General features: G+C 37.2%; 17 protein-coding genes. 11 read left to right on the top strand and 6 right to left on the bottom strand.

Features of this window, described 5'->3' with window-relative positions:
- Nucleotides 1–9: 9 nt before the first annotated feature.
- A complete protein-coding gene (locus tag EPL02_RS14870) occupies nt 10–186 on the bottom strand; it encodes an aspartyl-phosphate phosphatase Spo0E family protein (RefSeq protein WP_094912461.1) in 177 nt (58 codons plus the stop codon).
- Between the two features lie 130 nt (nt 187–316).
- Here EPL02_RS14870 and EPL02_RS14865 point away from each other — a divergent pair, with 130 nt between their 5' ends.
- The 3 genes from EPL02_RS14865 to EPL02_RS14855 all read left to right on the top strand — a co-directional run bounded on the left by EPL02_RS14865 (nt 317) and on the right by EPL02_RS14855 (nt 2,424).
- Complete coding sequence (locus EPL02_RS14865) at nt 317–1,024, top strand: cytochrome c biogenesis CcdA family protein (RefSeq protein ID WP_131888132.1); 708 nt, start codon at nt 317–319, stop codon at nt 1,022–1,024.
- 283 nt (nt 1,025–1,307) lie between these two features.
- Complete coding sequence (locus tag EPL02_RS14860; protein ID WP_131888131.1) at nt 1,308–1,871, top strand: DUF2179 domain-containing protein; 564 nt, start codon at nt 1,308–1,310, stop codon at nt 1,869–1,871.
- A 49-nt stretch (nt 1,872–1,920) separates the two neighbouring features.
- On the top strand, nt 1,921–2,424 hold the full coding sequence (locus tag EPL02_RS14855) for a CcdC family protein (protein WP_205687721.1): 504 nt from the start codon (nt 1,921–1,923) through the stop codon (nt 2,422–2,424).
- A gap of 30 nt (nt 2,425–2,454) precedes the next feature.
- On the opposite strand, the gene EPL02_RS14850 is transcribed toward EPL02_RS14855, so the two are convergent.
- Nucleotides 2,455–2,883: a DUF2621 domain-containing protein gene (locus EPL02_RS14850; protein WP_094912458.1), complete on the bottom strand. Its 429-nt coding sequence runs from the start codon at nt 2,881–2,883 to the stop codon at nt 2,455–2,457.
- A gap of 261 nt (nt 2,884–3,144) precedes the next feature.
- On the opposite strand from EPL02_RS14850, the gene gabT reads away from it, so the two are divergent.
- The 4 genes from gabT to EPL02_RS14830 all read left to right on the top strand — a co-directional run bounded on the left by gabT (nt 3,145) and on the right by EPL02_RS14830 (nt 8,855).
- Nucleotides 3,145–4,500, top strand: coding sequence for a 4-aminobutyrate--2-oxoglutarate transaminase (gene gabT, locus EPL02_RS14845; RefSeq protein WP_094912456.1), 1,356 nt, complete (start codon nt 3,145–3,147; stop codon nt 4,498–4,500).
- A 125-nt stretch (nt 4,501–4,625) separates the two neighbouring features.
- Nucleotides 4,626–6,008 carry a sigma-54 interaction domain-containing protein gene (locus tag EPL02_RS14840; RefSeq protein ID WP_131888130.1) on the top strand — a complete coding sequence of 461 codons (1,383 nt, stop codon included), beginning with the start codon at nt 4,626–4,628 and terminating at the stop codon, nt 6,006–6,008.
- On the top strand, nt 5,992–7,416 hold the full coding sequence (locus EPL02_RS14835) for an APC family permease (RefSeq protein ID WP_094912453.1): 1,425 nt from the start codon (nt 5,992–5,994) through the stop codon (nt 7,414–7,416). The genes EPL02_RS14840 and EPL02_RS14835 overlap by 17 nt, the downstream gene beginning before the upstream one ends.
- Nucleotides 7,417–7,430: 14 nt before the next feature.
- On the top strand, nt 7,431–8,855 hold the full coding sequence (locus EPL02_RS14830; RefSeq protein WP_094912452.1) for an NAD-dependent succinate-semialdehyde dehydrogenase: 1,425 nt from the start codon (nt 7,431–7,433) through the stop codon (nt 8,853–8,855).
- Between the two features lie 54 nt (nt 8,856–8,909).
- Here the strand turns inward: EPL02_RS14830 and EPL02_RS14825 are convergent, their stop codons facing one another.
- Together EPL02_RS14825 and EPL02_RS14820 are read right to left on the bottom strand one after the other, a co-directional pair.
- On the bottom strand, nt 8,910–10,364 hold the full coding sequence (locus EPL02_RS14825) for a carbon starvation CstA family protein (protein ID WP_094912450.1): 1,455 nt from the start codon (nt 10,362–10,364) through the stop codon (nt 8,910–8,912).
- A 110-nt stretch (nt 10,365–10,474) separates the two neighbouring features.
- The gene (locus tag EPL02_RS14820; protein ID WP_131888129.1) at nt 10,475–10,705 is read right to left on the bottom strand and encodes a hypothetical protein; all 231 of its coding nucleotides are present in this window, start codon (nt 10,703–10,705) and stop codon (nt 10,475–10,477) included.
- 134 nt (nt 10,706–10,839) lie between these two features.
- Here EPL02_RS14820 and EPL02_RS20980 point away from each other — a divergent pair, with 134 nt between their 5' ends.
- Both EPL02_RS20980 and EPL02_RS14815 read left to right on the top strand, forming a co-directional pair.
- Nucleotides 10,840–11,007: a hypothetical protein gene (locus tag EPL02_RS20980; RefSeq protein ID WP_165932586.1), complete on the top strand. Its 168-nt coding sequence runs from the start codon at nt 10,840–10,842 to the stop codon at nt 11,005–11,007.
- A 113-nt stretch (nt 11,008–11,120) separates the two neighbouring features.
- Nucleotides 11,121–11,606 carry a metal-dependent hydrolase gene (locus tag EPL02_RS14815; protein ID WP_094912446.1) on the top strand — a complete coding sequence of 162 codons (486 nt, stop codon included), beginning with the start codon at nt 11,121–11,123 and terminating at the stop codon, nt 11,604–11,606.
- A 16-nt stretch (nt 11,607–11,622) separates the two neighbouring features.
- Here EPL02_RS14815 and EPL02_RS14810 read toward each other — a convergent pair whose 3' ends face one another.
- On the bottom strand, nt 11,623–13,188 hold the full coding sequence (locus EPL02_RS14810; RefSeq protein ID WP_094912445.1) for a PAS domain-containing sensor histidine kinase: 1,566 nt from the start codon (nt 13,186–13,188) through the stop codon (nt 11,623–11,625).
- Between the two features lie 121 nt (nt 13,189–13,309).
- Nucleotides 13,310–14,746 carry a cryptochrome/photolyase family protein gene (locus EPL02_RS14805; protein WP_131888128.1) on the bottom strand — a complete coding sequence of 479 codons (1,437 nt, stop codon included), beginning with the start codon at nt 14,744–14,746 and terminating at the stop codon, nt 13,310–13,312.
- 160 nt (nt 14,747–14,906) lie between these two features.
- Here EPL02_RS14805 and EPL02_RS21045 point away from each other — a divergent pair, with 160 nt between their 5' ends.
- Both EPL02_RS21045 and EPL02_RS14795 read left to right on the top strand, forming a co-directional pair.
- Nucleotides 14,907–15,476, top strand: coding sequence for a hypothetical protein (locus EPL02_RS21045; RefSeq protein WP_205687720.1), 570 nt, complete (start codon nt 14,907–14,909; stop codon nt 15,474–15,476).
- Nucleotides 15,477–15,687: 211 nt separating this feature from the next.
- The gene (locus EPL02_RS14795; RefSeq protein ID WP_256993416.1) at nt 15,688–16,377 is read left to right on the top strand and encodes a copper homeostasis protein CutC; all 690 of its coding nucleotides are present in this window, start codon (nt 15,688–15,690) and stop codon (nt 16,375–16,377) included.
- Nucleotides 16,378–16,558 lie beyond the last annotated feature (181 nt).

The raw sequence follows: 16,558 nt of genomic DNA, 5'->3' as shown, positions 1-16,558 counted from the left end.
AACAACCTCTTAAATAGAAGTTGTCTCGGAGTGCTGTGAAGGAGTGTTATTGTAGATGTTTAGCAGGTGGTCTAATTCTTGACTATGCTTAATAGCAGGAGGAGAATTTAATCCACTAACTCGAACGACCCGAATCAGCTCTTCACGCTTCTTTTCAATCTCTAACAATATATTTTGTTTCAGCAATAGAACTGGTCCCTTCTCAATAAAACTTTTACCTAATTATACAAGATAATGGCACTTTTTGAAAAGGAATAGATAAGTCATTTTGATGACAAATTGGTAACAGATTCTAAACAAATGGAGTGAATTAAAGATGGCTGATGTGAATTTATTTTTAGCATTTGGAGCAGGACTTTTATCGTTTATTTCACCATGCTGTTTACCGTTGTACCCTGCTTTTTTATCGTATATTACAGGTGTCTCAGTAGGCGATCTAAAAGAAGGAAAAAACGTACATCAGCGCAAAGCTCTTTTACATACCACTTTTTTCTTATTAGGCTTTTGTTTAATCTTTATTGCAATTGGTTTTGGTACTTCTTTTATTGGAAATGTATTTGCAAACTATGGAGACTTAATTCGTCAAGTAGGCGCCATACTCATTGTATTTTTAGGGCTTGTAACGATTGGAGTCTTTAAGCCAAAGTTTTTAATGAAAGATCGCAAAGTACAGTTTTCGAACCGCCCTACAGGTCTGTTAGGTTCTTCTCTTATTGGAATGGCGTTTGCTGCAGGATGGACGCCATGTACGGGACCTATTCTTGTATCGGTTATGGCCTTAGCAACTACTAACCCTAGTTCAGCTATGCTTTACATGATTGCTTATTCGCTTGGGTTTTCAATACCATTTTTCATCATGTCATTTTTTATAGGTAAAATGAACTGGATTAAGCGCCATATGAAAACGATGATGATGACTGGTGGATATGCAATGATTGGAATGGGAATCATTTTATATTTTGACTGGATGACTAAGATTATTATTTATACAACGAGCATCTTTGGAGGGTTTACAGGATTCTAGATAGCGAAGTAAGCTACCTGAAACCTAAGATAAAAAATAAAAAGCAGTTATTAAAATCGTTAAAGCCAGTGTGAAAGATCTTATTGTAAAACCTTTTGAAGAGTTATCAGTTTAACCTATGCAACATTTGATAAACTAGTAAAAAACAATCGTTCATTGAATTAGAGACGCTTATATTAAGCGTTTTTTTTGTTAATAAAAAATTTATTTTTATGTATTCCTTAACGATATAGAGAGTGATACAATGAAACCGTGAAATTTGTAATTTAAAAGAGGTGTAGAAGTGAAAGAGATTATTTTAATATTGATTTTGCAACTAGTTTATGTACCAATCTTAACGTTGCGAACTATTTTTCTAGTAAAAGGAATGAGTATGTACGCCTCGGCTTTTGGTTTTCTAGAAGCATTAGTATATGTATTTGGTTTATCCCTCGTCTTTTCAGGTGACCAAAGTATTGTAGCTATGATTGTGTATGCTGTAGGGTTTGGTGCTGGGATTATATTAGGTGGATATATCGAGTCACGCTTAGCAATTGGGTATACGACATTTTTAGTGAATTTAATGACAAAAAATGAAGAACTAATTAACCGCCTTCGTCAAGAAGGTTTTGGAGTTACGGTTTATCAAGGTGAAGGAAGAGATAGCGCACGTTATCGTTTAGATATTTTAACAAAAAGAAGTCGTGAAGAAGAGCTATTAGACTTTATTGAAGAATATGAACCGAGAGCATTTATTATTTCATACGAGCCTCGTAAATTTAAAGGTGGCTTCCTATTAAAAGCAATGAAAAAGCAAAAAGCAAAGTCTAAACAAAAAACGAAAAACAATCCTTCGCATTTAAAATAAGACAAGATTTCACATTCTTTTGCAGTTGTTTTATAATAGGAAGTATACTATGAGTAAAGAAGGGGTTACTTTGATTTATGCGTCCACGATTTTTGCTGTTTTAATGGGTTCATTCATTATTTTTATGAGGATGAAAGCATCTGAAAAACCGGTAAATGCTAAGAAAATCATTTTACCACCTTTTTTTATGAGTACGGGAGCATTGATGTTTATTTTTCCAGTTTTTCGAGTAACTGGAGCTGAATTTTTAGAGGCCTTGATAGTTGGTCTGTTCTTTTCATTATTTCTAATAAAAACATCAAAGTTTGAAGTACGTGATGATGATATTTACTTAAAACAGTCAAAGGCGTTTATTTTTGTGATTATTGCATTGTTACTCATTCGCGTTGTCATGAAACTATATTTAAGCTCAACAATTGATGTAGGCGCTCTTGGGGGAATGTTCTGGATCTTAGCATTCGGTATGATTGTACCATGGCGCATTGCAATGTATCGCTCGTATAAAAAACTTGAGCAACAGCTACAGCATACCTTGATGAATAAAATGATTTAAAAAGGTGTCCATAAGGGACACCTTTTTTGTTTATTCAAATAAATGTTGGTACGGAGCGTGATCGATACGTTGAGCTTTTAATGTTTTTAACAAAAACTTATGATCTCGTTTTGGAGTTGCCGTAATGTATCCTCGAATAATTAAATCTTCCGTAATACTTGCAGCTTGTTCTTGAAGTGCAAGTTCACCGATTTTGCCGGCAATTTTTTGCCTAGCTACGTCGCGAAATAGCTCAGGAACAGGTTGTACAAGCGTCTCCAATAATTGTTTTTGTTCATTAGACCACAAATGAATCGTTTGCTCTAAGTAATAGTCTTGCCAATCAAGAATTGACTTTCCATCTTCCTTTGGTAACCGCTTTAAAAATTTTCGAAACATAAAAAAGCCACCGATTGCAAACAAGCTAACTAATATGACAACCCATAGTATAATGAACCACAAAAACCATCCCTCAAGCATTTTATCCCTCCTATGTATTGTATGCTCTTAGCAATATATAGCTTTTATCTTTATTATAGCTAGGAGTGGATAAACGTGGCAACAGCTAGTTTAGAAGAATAAAAGCTTCACATAAGTCAATAACGACTTAATTAAGTCTTTATTGACTTATAAAGAAAGAGAAAATTGTTCAGAAATGTCGAAAAAATTTAACTTTTAGAGTTGGCACACTTCTTGCATATTAAAAAAGTGAGGAAATCAACTAGTGAAAGGAAGATTATAATGAGCAGACAATTCAGTCAGGTAGATAAAAACTTTCCGGGTGAAAACGCAAAACAACTATTAGAGCGTAGACATAAAGCTGTGCCAAAAGGTGTGAGCTATGGTATTCCAACATTTGCTGAAAGAGCAGAAGGTGCGTTAGTAACAGATGTTGACGGCAACACGTTTATCGATTTTGTTGGTGCTATCGGAACAATTAATGTCGGTCATGGACATCCAAAAGTAAAAGAAGCGCTCCATAAGCAAGTCGATCGATTTATCCATACAGGTTTTAATGTCGTGATGTATGAATCGTACGTAGCATTGTGTGAACGATTAGCAGCTATTGCACCAGGAAACTTTGACAAAAAGGTATTATTATTAAACAGCGGTGCTGAAGCAGTAGAGAATGCTGTGAAAATTGCTCGTAAATATACAAAACGTCAAGGCATCATTTCGTTTACTCGTGGTTTCCATGGACGTACACTAATGACAATGACGATGACAAGCAAGGTGAAACCTTATAAATTCGAGTTTGGACCATTCGCTCCAGAGGTATATAAAGCTCCTTATCCTTATCCATATCGTAGACCAGAAGGGTTGACTGAAGAAGCTTATGAGGACTACATCATCTCAGAGTTTAAAAACTTTTTGAATAATGAAGTAGCACCTGAAACAGTAGCAGCAGTAGTCATGGAACCAATTCAAGGAGAAGGTGGTTTCATCGTTCCTGGCAAACGCTTTGTACAGGAAGTATATAATGTATGTAAAGAAAATGGAATTTTATTTGTTTCAGATGAAATTCAAGCCGGTTTTGCACGAACAGGTCGTTATTTTGGAATTGAACACTTTGATGTCGAGCCGGATTTAATCACAGTATCAAAATCACTAGGTGCCGGCGTACCAATTAGTGGTGTCATTGGCAGAGCTGAAATTATGGACGAGTCTAATCCTGGAGAACTTGGTGGAACGTATAGCGGAAGTCCTTTAGGGTGTGAAGCAGCATTAGCTGTACTAGATATTATTGAAGAAGAAGGGTTAAATGAGCGCAGTGAGGTCCTTGGTAAGGCTGTTCGCGAACGTTTTGAAAAGCTGAGTGAAACGTATGATGTCATTGGAGATATTCGAGGTCTTGGCTCGATGTGTGCCGTAGAATTAGTAAAAGATCGCGTTAAAAAAGAGCCAAATAAAGAATTAACACAAAAAATTGTGCAAGAAGCAAATAAGAGAGGGTTATTGTTGCTGAGTGCAGGGGTCTATGGCAATGTGCTTCGTTTCTTAATGCCGATTGTCATCACAGATGAACAGCTTGAAGAAGGGCTGCAAATTGTGGAAGAATCGTTGGCGGCAAGTGTACAACAACTTGTCAATGCGTAAACAAAAATGATGAGACAAGGGTCACTTCCTTGTCCTTTGTCTCTTAATAGAAGTATCATTTTCGTTACCAAACTTTTCTGATAAAATAAATGAATACTATTTTTGATGAAAAGGTGATTTAGTTAATGAGCAACAGCGAGAATATGTCTTATATGAATCAAGAACTTTACGATATCTTTGAGTCATCCTTTGATGAAGTGTTTGTTACGGATGCGCAAGGCCATGTCGTGATGGTAAATTCACAGTGTGAAAAAAATTACCATCTGAAAGCGGAAGAGTTTATTGGAAAGCACGTAAAGGAACTTCAAGAAATGGGGATTTTTTATCCCTCAGCAACGCTGCAGGTCATTGAATCCCACACATCGCTAGAGCTTGTACAAAAAACAAGTTCAGGTAGGTATTTGCATGTTCGGACTCGTCCCGTTTTTGATGAAAGTAAGCAATTGAAAAGCGTCATTAGCTATTCCCGTGATTTAACGGATTTAATGCAGTTGAAAAATAAAGTAGAACAGATGGAAGAGCAGCTGGAGAGTTATCAAAAAGAGATGTCCGATTCTATAGAGCTAGAGGGCATTGTAACCAACAGCAAAGCAATGAAGAAAGTGTTTGCTATTGTTCAACGAATTGCTTCTGTTCATACAACCGTTCTCTTACTTGGAGAAACAGGTGTTGGAAAGAGTAGGGTAGCAAAATTAATTCAGCAGCTAAGCGTTAGAAAGAATGCTCCTTACTATGAAATTAACTGTGCAGCTTTACCAGATCAGTTAATTGAATCGGAACTGTTCGGCTATCAGGGTGGTACATTTACAGGCGCGTTCCGTGAAGGAAAAAAAGGTATTATCGAGCTATCAAACGGAGGAACCTTGTTTTTAGATGAAGTTGGTGAGCTATCGTTACAAGCACAAAGCAAATTGCTTCATGTGCTTCAAGACCGCACCATTCGGCCTGTCGGTTCAAGTAAAACAATTCCGGTAGATGTACGCATTATTGCTGCAACCAATCAAGAGTTGGAGGCGATGGTGGACAAAGGTTTATTTCGAAGAGACTTATATTATCGTTTGAATGTAGTCCCCATCACAATTCCTCCTTTACGTGAACGGGCAGAAGATATTTTACCGCTGGTCTATCAGTTTTTAAATCATTTTAATGCAGTGTATGACCGCAAAGTGGAGCTTTCACCAAAAGCATTAGATGCGTTTAGTAGACAGGAGTGGAAGGGGAATGTGCGAGAAGTTGAAAATATGATTGAGCGTCTTGTCGTTACAAGTGATAACGTAGTAACGCTAAAAGATTTACCATTCCAACAGGACTTTTCAGTTCATAAAAACAATCGTACATTGCCAGAAGTCGTAGAAGAAATAGAGAGAAAAATGGTGGTCGAAGCTTATGAAAAGTACGAATCTTCTTACAAAGTTGCGGAACAATTAGGGATTAGTCAATCACAAGCGAATCGAAAAATAAGGAAGTATCTAGAGGGGATGGATGAAGGAGATGAGCAAGCAACCTAAGCAATTGGATAAGGTATTATCGAAATTTGATGTATTATGTTTAGCTATTGGAGCCATGTTAGGCTGGGGTTGGGTTGTACTATCAGGTACTTGGCTAAATTCGGCTGGATCATTAGGAACATTAATTGCTTTTTTAGTGGGAGGACTACTCGTTATTTTTGTAGGACTTACCTATGCTGAATTAGCATCAGCCATGCCAAAAGTAGGCGGAGAGCATGTATTTGTAAAAAGAGGTCTTGGAAAAAAGGCATCGTTTGTAGGTTCATGGGCAATCGTTTTAGGGTATGTATCTGTAGTAACGTTTGAAGCAGTTGCGCTTCCCACTGTTCTAGACTATTTAATTCCAAACTATCAAACGGGGTATTTATGGACAATTAATGGCTGGGATGTTTACCTAACGTGGGTATTGGTTGGAAGTGTAGGAGCCGTTATCTTAACAGCCATCAACTATTTCGGTCTCAAAACAGCAGCCTTTTTACAAGTTGTACTAACAGTTGCCATTGTGGGGATTGGTATTCTTTTAATTTTTGGCTCAGGGATTAATGGAGATACAAAGAATTTGGAACCATTATTTATTGGTGGAGCAGGTGGCATTATGACCGTACTCGTCATGGTCCCTTTCTTATTCGTTGGTTTTGACGTTATTCCTCAAGTAGCAGAAGAAGCTAATTTACCAGCAAGAGAAATTGGTAAGATTTTAATTATTTCTGTAAGTGCTGCAATTGTATTTTATATGTTAATTGCTTTAGGTGTAGGCATGTCACTAAATAAGGGTGCTTTAGAAATTTCGCAGTTAGCAACAGCTGATGCGATGGCTGCAGCGTTTAATTCACCATTATTCGGGAAAATTCTAATCATTGGTGGTATTGCAGGAATTGTGACAAGCTGGAACGCATTCATTATCGGAGGAAGCCGTGTTATTTATGCGATGGCACAAGATGGAATGTTACCATCTTGGTTTGGTCGCCTTCATCCTAAATATAATACTCCTTCCAATGCGGTTATTTTCTTAGGGGCATTAGCAGTGTTTGCTCCACTATTAGGTAGACCTGCACTTGTATGGATTGTAGATGCAGGTGGATTGGGGATCGTTATAGCTTACTTAATGGTTGCATTATCGTTTGTAGCTTTACGTAAAAAAGAACCACAGATGGATCGTCCATTTAAAGCTGGAAAAACAACTTTTGTCGGTTGGTTAGGTGTCATCTTTAGCATTGGATTTATTGCATTATATATGCCTGGCATGCCTGCTGCTCTTATTTGGCCATATGAGTGGGTTATGGTATTAGGATGGACGCTTATCGGAGCATATTTCTTTATTAAGATGAACAAAGGGGTTTATCATAGCAATGACGAAGAAATACAAGTAAACGATACTGACAGCTCGGTTGACGCGAAAATTAATTAAAGGAGTGATCATTCATGAAGCAAGCAAGTTTATATATTAACGGTGAGTGGGTAAAAACGTCTGAAACGTTTGACGTTGTAAATCCATCTACAAATGAAGTCGTAGCTTCAGTTGCTAAAGGTGGAGCTAAAGAAGCAAAATTAGCAGCGGATGCAGCATACGAAGCGTTTGTAGAATGGTCTAAGAAAACAGCAGAAGAACGTGGGAAATTATTAATGAAGTGGCATCAGCTAATCGAGAAGTATACGGACGAGCTGGCTGAAACAATGACAATTGAGCAGGGAAAACCACTAAAAGAAGCAAAAGGTGAAATCGGCTATGCGAATGGATTTGTATCGTGGTATGCAGAGGAAGGCAAGCGAATATACGGTGAAACAATTCCAGCATCAGCTCCTAACAAACGCTTATTTGTTCATAAACAACCAGTTGGTGTAATCGCGGCTATTACACCTTGGAACTTTCCAGCTGCAATGATTACACGTAAAATTGCGCCTGCTTTGGCAGCGGGTTGTACGGCTGTTATTAAGCCGGCTGAACAAACCCCTTTAACTGCATTGCGCTTAGCTGAACTAGCAGCGGAAGCAGGTATTCCGAAAGGCGTAATTAACGTCGTTGCCGGAGATGCGAAATCAATTGGTGAAGCTTGGATGGAAGATGGTCGTGTTCGTAAACTTTCATTTACAGGTTCAACGGCTGTTGGGAAGCTATTGATGAAAGGTGCAGCAGATACAATGAAAAAAGTATCACTTGAGCTTGGGGGACATGCACCGTTTATCATAACAGAAAGTGCAGATTTAGATAAAGCAGTAACAAATGCCATCGCATCTAAGTTTCGCAATGCTGGTCAAACGTGCGTATGTACGAATCGTATTTATGTGCACGAAACGGTCGCAGAGGAATTTACAAAGCAGTTTGCACAAGCAGTCTCCCAACTAAAGATTGGTGATGGCTTAGAGGAAGGAACAGATATTGGGCCACTAATTGACGAAAAAGCGTTAGAAAAAGTTCAGAAGCAGTTAAATGATGCAGTAGAAAAAGGTGGCGATGTTGTCACTGGTGGATCTGTTTTAACAAAAGGAAGCGGCTTATTTGTAGAACCAACGGTTGTCAAAGGCGCTACAGATGAAATGCTTTGTATGTATGAAGAAACATTTGGACCGATTGCTCCAATTGCTACTTATCGAGATGAAGCAGAAGTAATTCGTCGTGCGAACAATTCGCCATTCGGTTTAGCAGCTTACGTATTTACTGAAAATATTTCAGAGGCAATCCGTATTGCAGAAGCACTTGAATATGGAATTGTCGGTTTAAATGACGGTCTTCCATCAACACCGCAAGCTCCGTTTGGTGGTTTTAAAGAAAGTGGACTTGGTCGAGAAGGAAGTCACTTTGGAATTGAAGAATACTTGGAAGTGAAATACATCTCACTAGGACTGTGATTCAATAAATAACAAAGAGCTAGCTCCCTAATTTTATGGGAGCTAGCTCTTTTGTTACCCTGCTGCTTGGTTTGGTGATTTTGGATGCGTGTAGTCAATTTCCAAGCCGTTTGCGATATTTTGTTTTGCTTTTTTAAAGAATAAGAATAAAAAGATTATGCTTACCGCAAATGCGATTATATAAGATGTGTTTATCGATAAATTAAAGCCGATTGGTGCATTCATAATGTAAGTTGTCGTTGCCATCGTCATAAATAACGCTGGAACCGTTGAAATCCAATGGTTAGCTCCTTTTACAATGAGATACATCGATGCGATCCATAGGGCAATAACTGCTGTTGACTGGTTAGCCCATGAGAAGTAGCGCCATAGCAGTGTAAAATCAATTTTAGTTAAGATAAATGCAATAACAAACAATGGTGCAGCAATGATTAAACGATTTGGTAATTTAATTTGAGAAAAATTCAGGTAATCTGCGATAATCATACGAGCGGAGCGAAAAGCCGTATCACCTGATGTAATAGGTAAAATGATGACGCCAATAATGGCAAGCGTACCTCCGATTGCACCAAGCATTAATGTCGATACTTCAGATACAATGGCTGCTGGACCACCACTGCTAATAATACTATTTAAATCACGACCATCAAATAAACTCATAGCTGCTGCAGCCCAAATCATTGCAATTGCAGCTTCTGCAATCATCATGCCATAGAAAATTTTACGCCCCGATTTTTCATTTTGCAATGTGCGTGAAATAATAGGTGATTGCGTGGCGTGAAAACCTGATAATGCACCACAAGAAATCGTTAAAAATAAGAGTGGGAAAATTGGAATATTGTCAGGGTGCATGTTTGTAAATGAAAGCTCTGGAATAGGTGCTCCAGTTATAACAAGCATAGCTCCTACACCAACTGCACTGATAATTAGAAATGCACCAAAGATTGGATAAATGCGTCCAATAATTTTATCAATTGGTAAAATTGTAGAAAGAATATAGTAAGCAAAGATAGCAAAGATAATGATAGTCAGTGGAATGGTTTCATTCGCTAAGTCATTGATTAATGCAGCTGGTGATGTAATAAATACAGTTCCGACTAAAACGAGTAGCAAAATGGAGAAACCGTTTACAATATGCTTTGAAAAAGTTCCTAAAAATTTTCCAGCTAATTCAGGAATATGAGCACCACGGTTTCGAATGGAAATCATACCGGTTAAATAATCATGTACAGCACCTGCAAAAATTGCTCCAATTACAATCCAAACAAATGCTACGGGACCATAAAGTGCTCCCATAATAGGTCCAAAAATGGGACCAACACCGGCAATGTTTAGTAGTTGAATTAACGAATTTTTCTTATTGTTCATCGGTACGTAGTCAATGCCATCTTTCATTGCATAGGCAGGAGTTGGTCGAGAATCTTTAACTCCGAATACGCGTTCAACTACTTTTCCATAAGTTAAGTACCCGATGAGTAATAGCACAAATGAAAGTAAAAATGTAATCATCGTATCAGTCCTTTACTAAGTTTTATGAAAACGGTTTCTTAAACTTAGTATACTAGAAAGCTAGCAAAAGAAAAAGGACCTTTTAGTCAAATTTAGTAAAAAGCCAGATCCTAAGAAAGGTTATCCTGAACGTAATATTTGTAGTCTAAAAACAAAAAGCAAAACTCTTCAAAGGAAAAAGTATTAAATGTTTCACAAGAGTAAGCGTCTAAAAAATCTTCAATCATATTGCGGGAGATGGATTGAAATAATCCCATTGTTTGAAACGAATGATGAAACTTATGATATAAAGGTTGTAATCCATAGTAGTCAAAGACATTCGCTAATTGTTCTGTATGCATTTTTCGCTCTCCTTTTTAAGTAGTATGTTCATGATGAGTGAGAAAAATAAAGGGAGTTTTCGTATAAAGGCTAGATTTTCTATTTCGAAGAAGCTATGCTAAAAAGATACACTGGTGATAAAGGAGAAAAGAACATGTTTATGTACGTCACAATATTAGGATTTTTAGCTTTTGCACTGTATGCTTGCACATTTGTGTACGCCATTATTAACAAAAATGGACAAGCAAAGCAAAATGGAAAGCGTGCCTTAATTGGCTTTTTAATAATGGCTGTAGGTTTAATCGGTATGCAAGTATCATAGTTTGAGATTTCTTTGACAATTTTGCTACCTTCACTTATAGTTAACCATGAGCGAACGTATGTATCTGTTTTTGGTTTTCGTTCATAAACTGAATAAGAAAGAAGGTGGCATATTTGAGATACCATACACATATTGCAACATCGATTGCTGCCGGTGCAGGAGTAGCGATTCAAACAGATGTCTCTTTTACTTTTCCGTACGTAGTAGGGATTGCTATTGGCTCATTGCTCCCCGATATTGATGAGCCTAACTCGTACGTTGGGCGAAGATCGTTTGGGCTTGCAAAAGTAATAAAAGGTATTTTTGGACATCGTGGAATTACACATTCACTTCTTGTTTGTGGCCTTATTTTTTATTTATATCAGCTATATCCATATGAATGGCTGTTTGGTATAGCTTGTGGCTATATCTTTCATGTAATAGGAGACTTCTTTTCCAAAAGAGGTGTGCCTTTATTTTGGCCAATTGTACGAAAGAAAATAAAATCGCCTCTTACATACGAAACAGGAAAACCTTCAGAACAGCTTATCTTTTACATAGCAATAGGTCTTATCATTTATTTCTTGTATAAATATAGCTTATATTCTCAGCTGTTTTAATGTTAAAAACCCTGACTTAAGTAGTCGGGGTTTTTAACATTAAAATGGAATTAGTGTCAACATGTGCAATCGGTAACATAACGTCAATCGTTGTACCTTCTTGAAGTATACTTTTTACGCTAAGCGTACCTTTATGTTCATGTATGACCTTATTGCAAATAGTCAAGCCTAATCCGACACCACGCTCTTTTGTTGTATAAAAAGGTTGACCAATTTTTTTTATTCGATCAGCATCCATGCCACAACCATTGTCAGTGATTTGAATAGTAACGTGTTGTTCATTTATCTTTTTGAAAGCGACTGTAATTTGTCCCCCTAGAGGCATCGCATCTATTGCATTTTGAATGACATGTATAAATACTTGCTTTATTTGGTGCGGTTGTCCATAAATGACAAAGTTATCATAGGTAGTATCGTATTCATAAACTACTGAAATTCCTTGATGTATACATGCTTGAGAGAAACGTTTTGTCACATCTTGTAATAAAGCAAGTAAATCAATATGCTCATAAGGCTGAACTTCTTGCTTGGCTAAACTCATAAATTCATTTACAATTTGTTCAATTTGATCAATTTCATTTTGCATCATGCGACGATAAGCAATATCTTGAGCACTTTGATATTCTTCACTAAACAGTTGTAAGAAACCTTTAATTGTAGTTAAAGGATTCCTAATTTCATGAGCAATACTTGCAGCTAATTCCCCAATTGCTGATAATTTTTCAGCATTTCTCATCATTTCTTCAAGTTTTCGCTGTTCTGTTATATCACGAGAGACGAACACAAAACCTTCAACTTTTCCATCATTAACAATAGGTACGCCTTTTCCTTCAAGTAAGATTGAAGTACCATCAGCACGGAGTTTTCGATAATGAAAAGTACTTGCTGTTTTTGTTACCATCATGTTTTCTATTCCAGTTGCCACTTTTTCATGATCATCTTCGTGTACATAAAGAAGTGCATCCTTTCCGATTAAGGAACAAGGCAGAAGGCCGAGTGTGTACTGGTAAGAAGGGGAAGCATATTCATAGCAGCCATCAGTTCCAACCACACAAATTAAATCATGGGTGTGTGAGAGAATTAAGCGATGGCGGATTTCGCTTTGCTTTAAATGCTCTTCCGCTTCTTTACGAGCCTGAATATCACGAGCAGTAATAACAACATAGCTAACCTTGTCATCTTTTACAGACGGAGTTCCTCGACCCTCAACCCAAATATAAGAACCGTCATCTTTTAGCAAACGATATTCTGCACTCATTTCAACTTTTAATGAAAACACTTGATGTAATTTATGTCGTATCTGATCTATATCATCAGGATGTATTACACTAAAGTTTAAAGATTGTCCTTCTTCTGTTGGTAAATAACCTAATACGGATAAATGAGAAGGGGAGTTATAAATTAAATGCCCATGCTGGTCCACAACGGTAATTAAATCTCGCATATTATCTGTAATGATTCGATCTTTTAGCTGATGAAAAGATAAAGCTTGGTTTTCGTTAAATTGATATTTTACAGGTGTACCACACATTCTGCAAAAATTATATTCTTCTTGATAACCGCAAGATGAACAAACAGGCATCGAATCACTCCAATCTTCCGTAAGGTGAAATATAGACTCTATATTATATTATACCTCATTCTAAACAGTTCTTGGTAGAAAGAAAACCCAAAAGTGAGGCTCTTTCGATAGATACAAAGTCTCATTTTTGGGTTTCTTCTTTTAAAGAGTGATAATGATGTAAAGCTCTTTCACGTGCAAATTTATGGTCAATAATAGGAAGTGGGTAATCTTCTCCTAATTTTAAATTAATCTCTTGAAGCACACTTTCTGGTGTTTTCCAAGGCTCATGAATATATTTAGTTGGTACGTTTTTTAACTCAGGAAGCCATTTCTTTATATAAGTGCCATTCGAATCGAATTTCTCAGATTGGGTGATAGGATTAAAAATTCGGAAATAAGGGGCAGCATCGGCTCCTGAACCAGCTACCCACTGCCATCCTAATGTATTATTAGCCAAGTCCGCGTCTACAAGTGTATCCCAAAACCACTCCGCACCGTAATGCCAGTGAATTAATAAATGCTTCACTAAAAAAGAAGCGACGACCATACGAACTCGATTGTGCATGAATCCTGTTTTCCACAGCTGTCTCATTCCTGCATCTACAAGTGGATAGCCCGTTTGGCCATGTTGCCAATTGCGTAAGCTTGCCATATCATTTTTCCAGTTGAAATTCATGAATTTTTCATTGAGAGGCTCTGTAATAGTGGATGGAAAGTGATATAACAAATGGTAAGCAAAATCACGCCATACTAGCTGTCGAATAAACGTTTCAGCTTGATGAGTAAAGGTTGGATGCATTACTTTTTCTATCTTAGACAACAAGTAATGATAAAGAACTCTTACTGACAGCTGACCGAATGCTAAGTAAGGTGAAAGCTTGGAATGAATTTCTTTAGAAGGAAAGTCTCTTCCTTCCTCATAATGCTTAAGGGTGTGTTTTAAAAATTGGCGAAAAACGCTAATTCCACCTTTTTCAGTAGGTGTCCATGTATCGTTAATTGTTGTTGCCCATGGAATAGTTGGCAAGAGATTTAATTCGGCTATTTCACAAGAATTAATTGAAAATGGAATTGCTTTTAATTTTGTTATTTTTGGAACAGCTGCAGGTATATGAGATTTTCGCAAAACTTTATAAAAAGCGGTAAAAACTTTGTATGGTTCACCATTGGCTTTTCTTATTGAAGAGGGCTCCTGTAGTAAAGAACCTTCAAATTGACGATCTGTAATCCCATACTTATCACAGAGGGAAATTAAAAGCTGCTCTTGCCGCCTTAATTCTGGTTCATAGCTATTATTCCAATAAATGGAAATGGGTTTTATTTCTTTTATGAGGGATTCGATTGTTTCTAATCGAGCGCCCTTTCGAATAACTAAAGAACCTCCACATTCTTGAATAGATTGTTTAAAGTCTTCTAAAGCATGATGTAACCACCACTTTGATGCACTCCCTATAGAATCCTCTTCATCGTAAATAAAAACAGGAATGGCTAGGCCATCTTTACAAGCGTGATATAGAGCTGGATTATCTACGAGGCGAAAATCTCTTCGAAGTAAAACAATGATTGGATTAGCCATCATAAACGTCCTTTCTTTCAATAGTTTGCTATCTAGTATAAACATAAATAAGTCGATTGCCCAAGTTTTAATATGTTGCCCATTTTTAATAGGACGAAATTCAAACGCAAAGACAGGTGAATATGTTAAAACGGTAATAGTAACGGAAGGAGCCCTATAAATGAAACATGTATATGGAAGTTTACCAACTCCAATGCACGATCTTCGAATGAATCAAACAATGCAGGGAATGCCAATGCAGGGAATGCCAATGCAGGGAATGCCAATGCAGGGAATGCCGATGCAGGGAATGCCAATGCAGGGAATGCCAATGCAGGAAATGCCGATGCAAGGAATGCCAATGCAGGGAATGCCGATGCAGGGAATGCCGATGCAGGGAATGCCAATGCAGGGAATGCCAATGCAGGGAATGCCAATGCAGGGAATGCCGATGCAAGGAATGCCAATGCAGGGAATGCCAATGCAGGAAATGCCAATGCAGGAAATGCCAATGCAAGGAATGCCAATGCAGGGAATGCCAATGCCAGAAATGCCACCAATGCATGGGATGTCAATGTCAGGAGGAGCAGACTGTGGGTGTGGGCAAAAGCCTAACAATTTCATGCCTGCAATGAATCAAGGTATGAATGCACCACTTGTACAAGGTGAAAACGTACAGATGCCTTCTAAGTCCATGATGCCTATGAATCCAATGCACAATGCGAATAAGCGAAGTGCTGGATACTTCTAATAAAAATGGTTAAAAAGCTAGAATTCTAAAGTTATAGAGTATAATTGTTGCATTTTTATAATAAAAACGTCATGAGAAATAGCCGGGTTTTTAGCGGTTATACTTGGCGTTTTTTGTTCGTAAGGAAAAAGACATCTTTTCAAGCGTGGTACGATATTGAAGAGAGTTTACTATGCTCTAGATTAATGAAGAAGAAAGGATGTTTATTGTAATGATAGATGTGATTGCGACTACATTGCATGATGCAAAGCTAGCTCAAGAGAATGGGGCAGATCGAATTAGTATTTGCACGAGCATCAATGAAGGTGGTATTACTCCAAGTTATGGGCTAATTAAACAAATAAAAGAAGTGATTACCCTTCCTGTATACGTAATGGTTCGACCTCATAATCAGTCGTATCAATACAATGAAGACGATATTCAAACGATGGTTCATGATATCGAAGCAGCAAGAAAACTCGGAGTAGAAGGAGTAATCTTGGGCTGCTTAACGTCAGAGAGAACCATTGATGAAAAGACGTTAAAAACTTTACTAAGTGCTTCTAAAGGAATGGATGTGACTTTTAACTTAGCTTTTGATGATTTACATAATCAAGAAGAAGGGCTTCAAACATTATTGAGTTATCCGGAAATAAAGAGGGTTATGACGTCTGGAGCGGATAAAAGTGCGTTAAATGGGATTCCACAAATCAAAAAAATGTTGCGTCAAATGAGAAATGAAAATCTTATATTTGTCGGAGCTAAAGGGTTAAAACCAGAAAACTTACAGGCTTTTCTATCAGTTACCAATTTAACTGAAGTGTGTATTGGAGCAGGTATACGAGTTAACTGTCAATATACACAGCCAATAAATGAAAAAAGTGTGCAAAAAGCAAAAGAAATTATGAATAAAATGAAATAAGAAAAAAGCGCTACGAATTTAAGTAGCGCTTTTTTTAGTAAGATCAGCATTAAAAATTGTCAATTACTAAAGAAGAGTTTAGGAAAAAATGCATATTTTTAGAAAAATCAGTTGACATTGAAAATCATTATCATTTATCCTTATGTATGTAATTAGTAATGAAAATCATTATCATTTAAAA

The sequence above is a fragment of the Bacillus sp. CBEL-1 genome, from assembly GCF_004348885.1.
GTDB classification, from domain to species: Bacteria; Bacillota; Bacilli; order Bacillales; family Bacillaceae_H; genus Priestia; species Priestia aryabhattai_A.
This window is presented reverse-complemented; position numbering and strand designations above follow the sequence as displayed.

Excerpts from the sequence above, each read along its gene's own strand:
- EPL02_RS14825 (WP_094912450.1), bottom strand. The coding sequence starts at position 10,364 with ATGATTACATTTTTACTTTCATTTGTGCTATTACTCATCGGGTACTTA.
- EPL02_RS14830 (WP_094912452.1), top strand. The coding sequence starts at position 7,431 with ATGAAGCAAGCAAGTTTATATATTAACGGTGAGTGGGTAAAAACGTCT.
- EPL02_RS14855 (WP_205687721.1), top strand. The coding sequence starts at position 1,921 with ATGAGTAAAGAAGGGGTTACTTTGATTTATGCGTCCACGATTTTTGCT.
- EPL02_RS21045 (WP_205687720.1), top strand. The coding sequence starts at position 14,907 with ATGAAACATGTATATGGAAGTTTACCAACTCCAATGCACGATCTTCGA.
- EPL02_RS14835 (WP_094912453.1), top strand. The coding sequence starts at position 5,992 with ATGAGCAAGCAACCTAAGCAATTGGATAAGGTATTATCGAAATTTGAT.
- gabT (WP_094912456.1), top strand. The coding sequence starts at position 3,145 with ATGAGCAGACAATTCAGTCAGGTAGATAAAAACTTTCCGGGTGAAAAC.
- EPL02_RS14805 (WP_131888128.1), bottom strand. The coding sequence starts at position 14,746 with ATGGCTAATCCAATCATTGTTTTACTTCGAAGAGATTTTCGCCTCGTA.
- EPL02_RS14865 (WP_131888132.1), top strand. The coding sequence starts at position 317 with ATGGCTGATGTGAATTTATTTTTAGCATTTGGAGCAGGACTTTTATCG.
- EPL02_RS14850 (WP_094912458.1), bottom strand. The coding sequence starts at position 2,883 with ATGCTTGAGGGATGGTTTTTGTGGTTCATTATACTATGGGTTGTCATA.
- EPL02_RS14810 (WP_094912445.1), bottom strand. The coding sequence starts at position 13,188 with ATGCCTGTTTGTTCATCTTGCGGTTATCAAGAAGAATATAATTTTTGC.
- EPL02_RS20980 (WP_165932586.1), top strand. The coding sequence starts at position 10,840 with ATGTTTATGTACGTCACAATATTAGGATTTTTAGCTTTTGCACTGTAT.
- EPL02_RS14795 (WP_256993416.1), top strand. The coding sequence starts at position 15,688 with ATGATAGATGTGATTGCGACTACATTGCATGATGCAAAGCTAGCTCAA.
- EPL02_RS14840 (WP_131888130.1), top strand. The coding sequence starts at position 4,626 with ATGAGCAACAGCGAGAATATGTCTTATATGAATCAAGAACTTTACGAT.
- EPL02_RS14820 (WP_131888129.1), bottom strand. The coding sequence starts at position 10,705 with ATGCATACAGAACAATTAGCGAATGTCTTTGACTACTATGGATTACAA.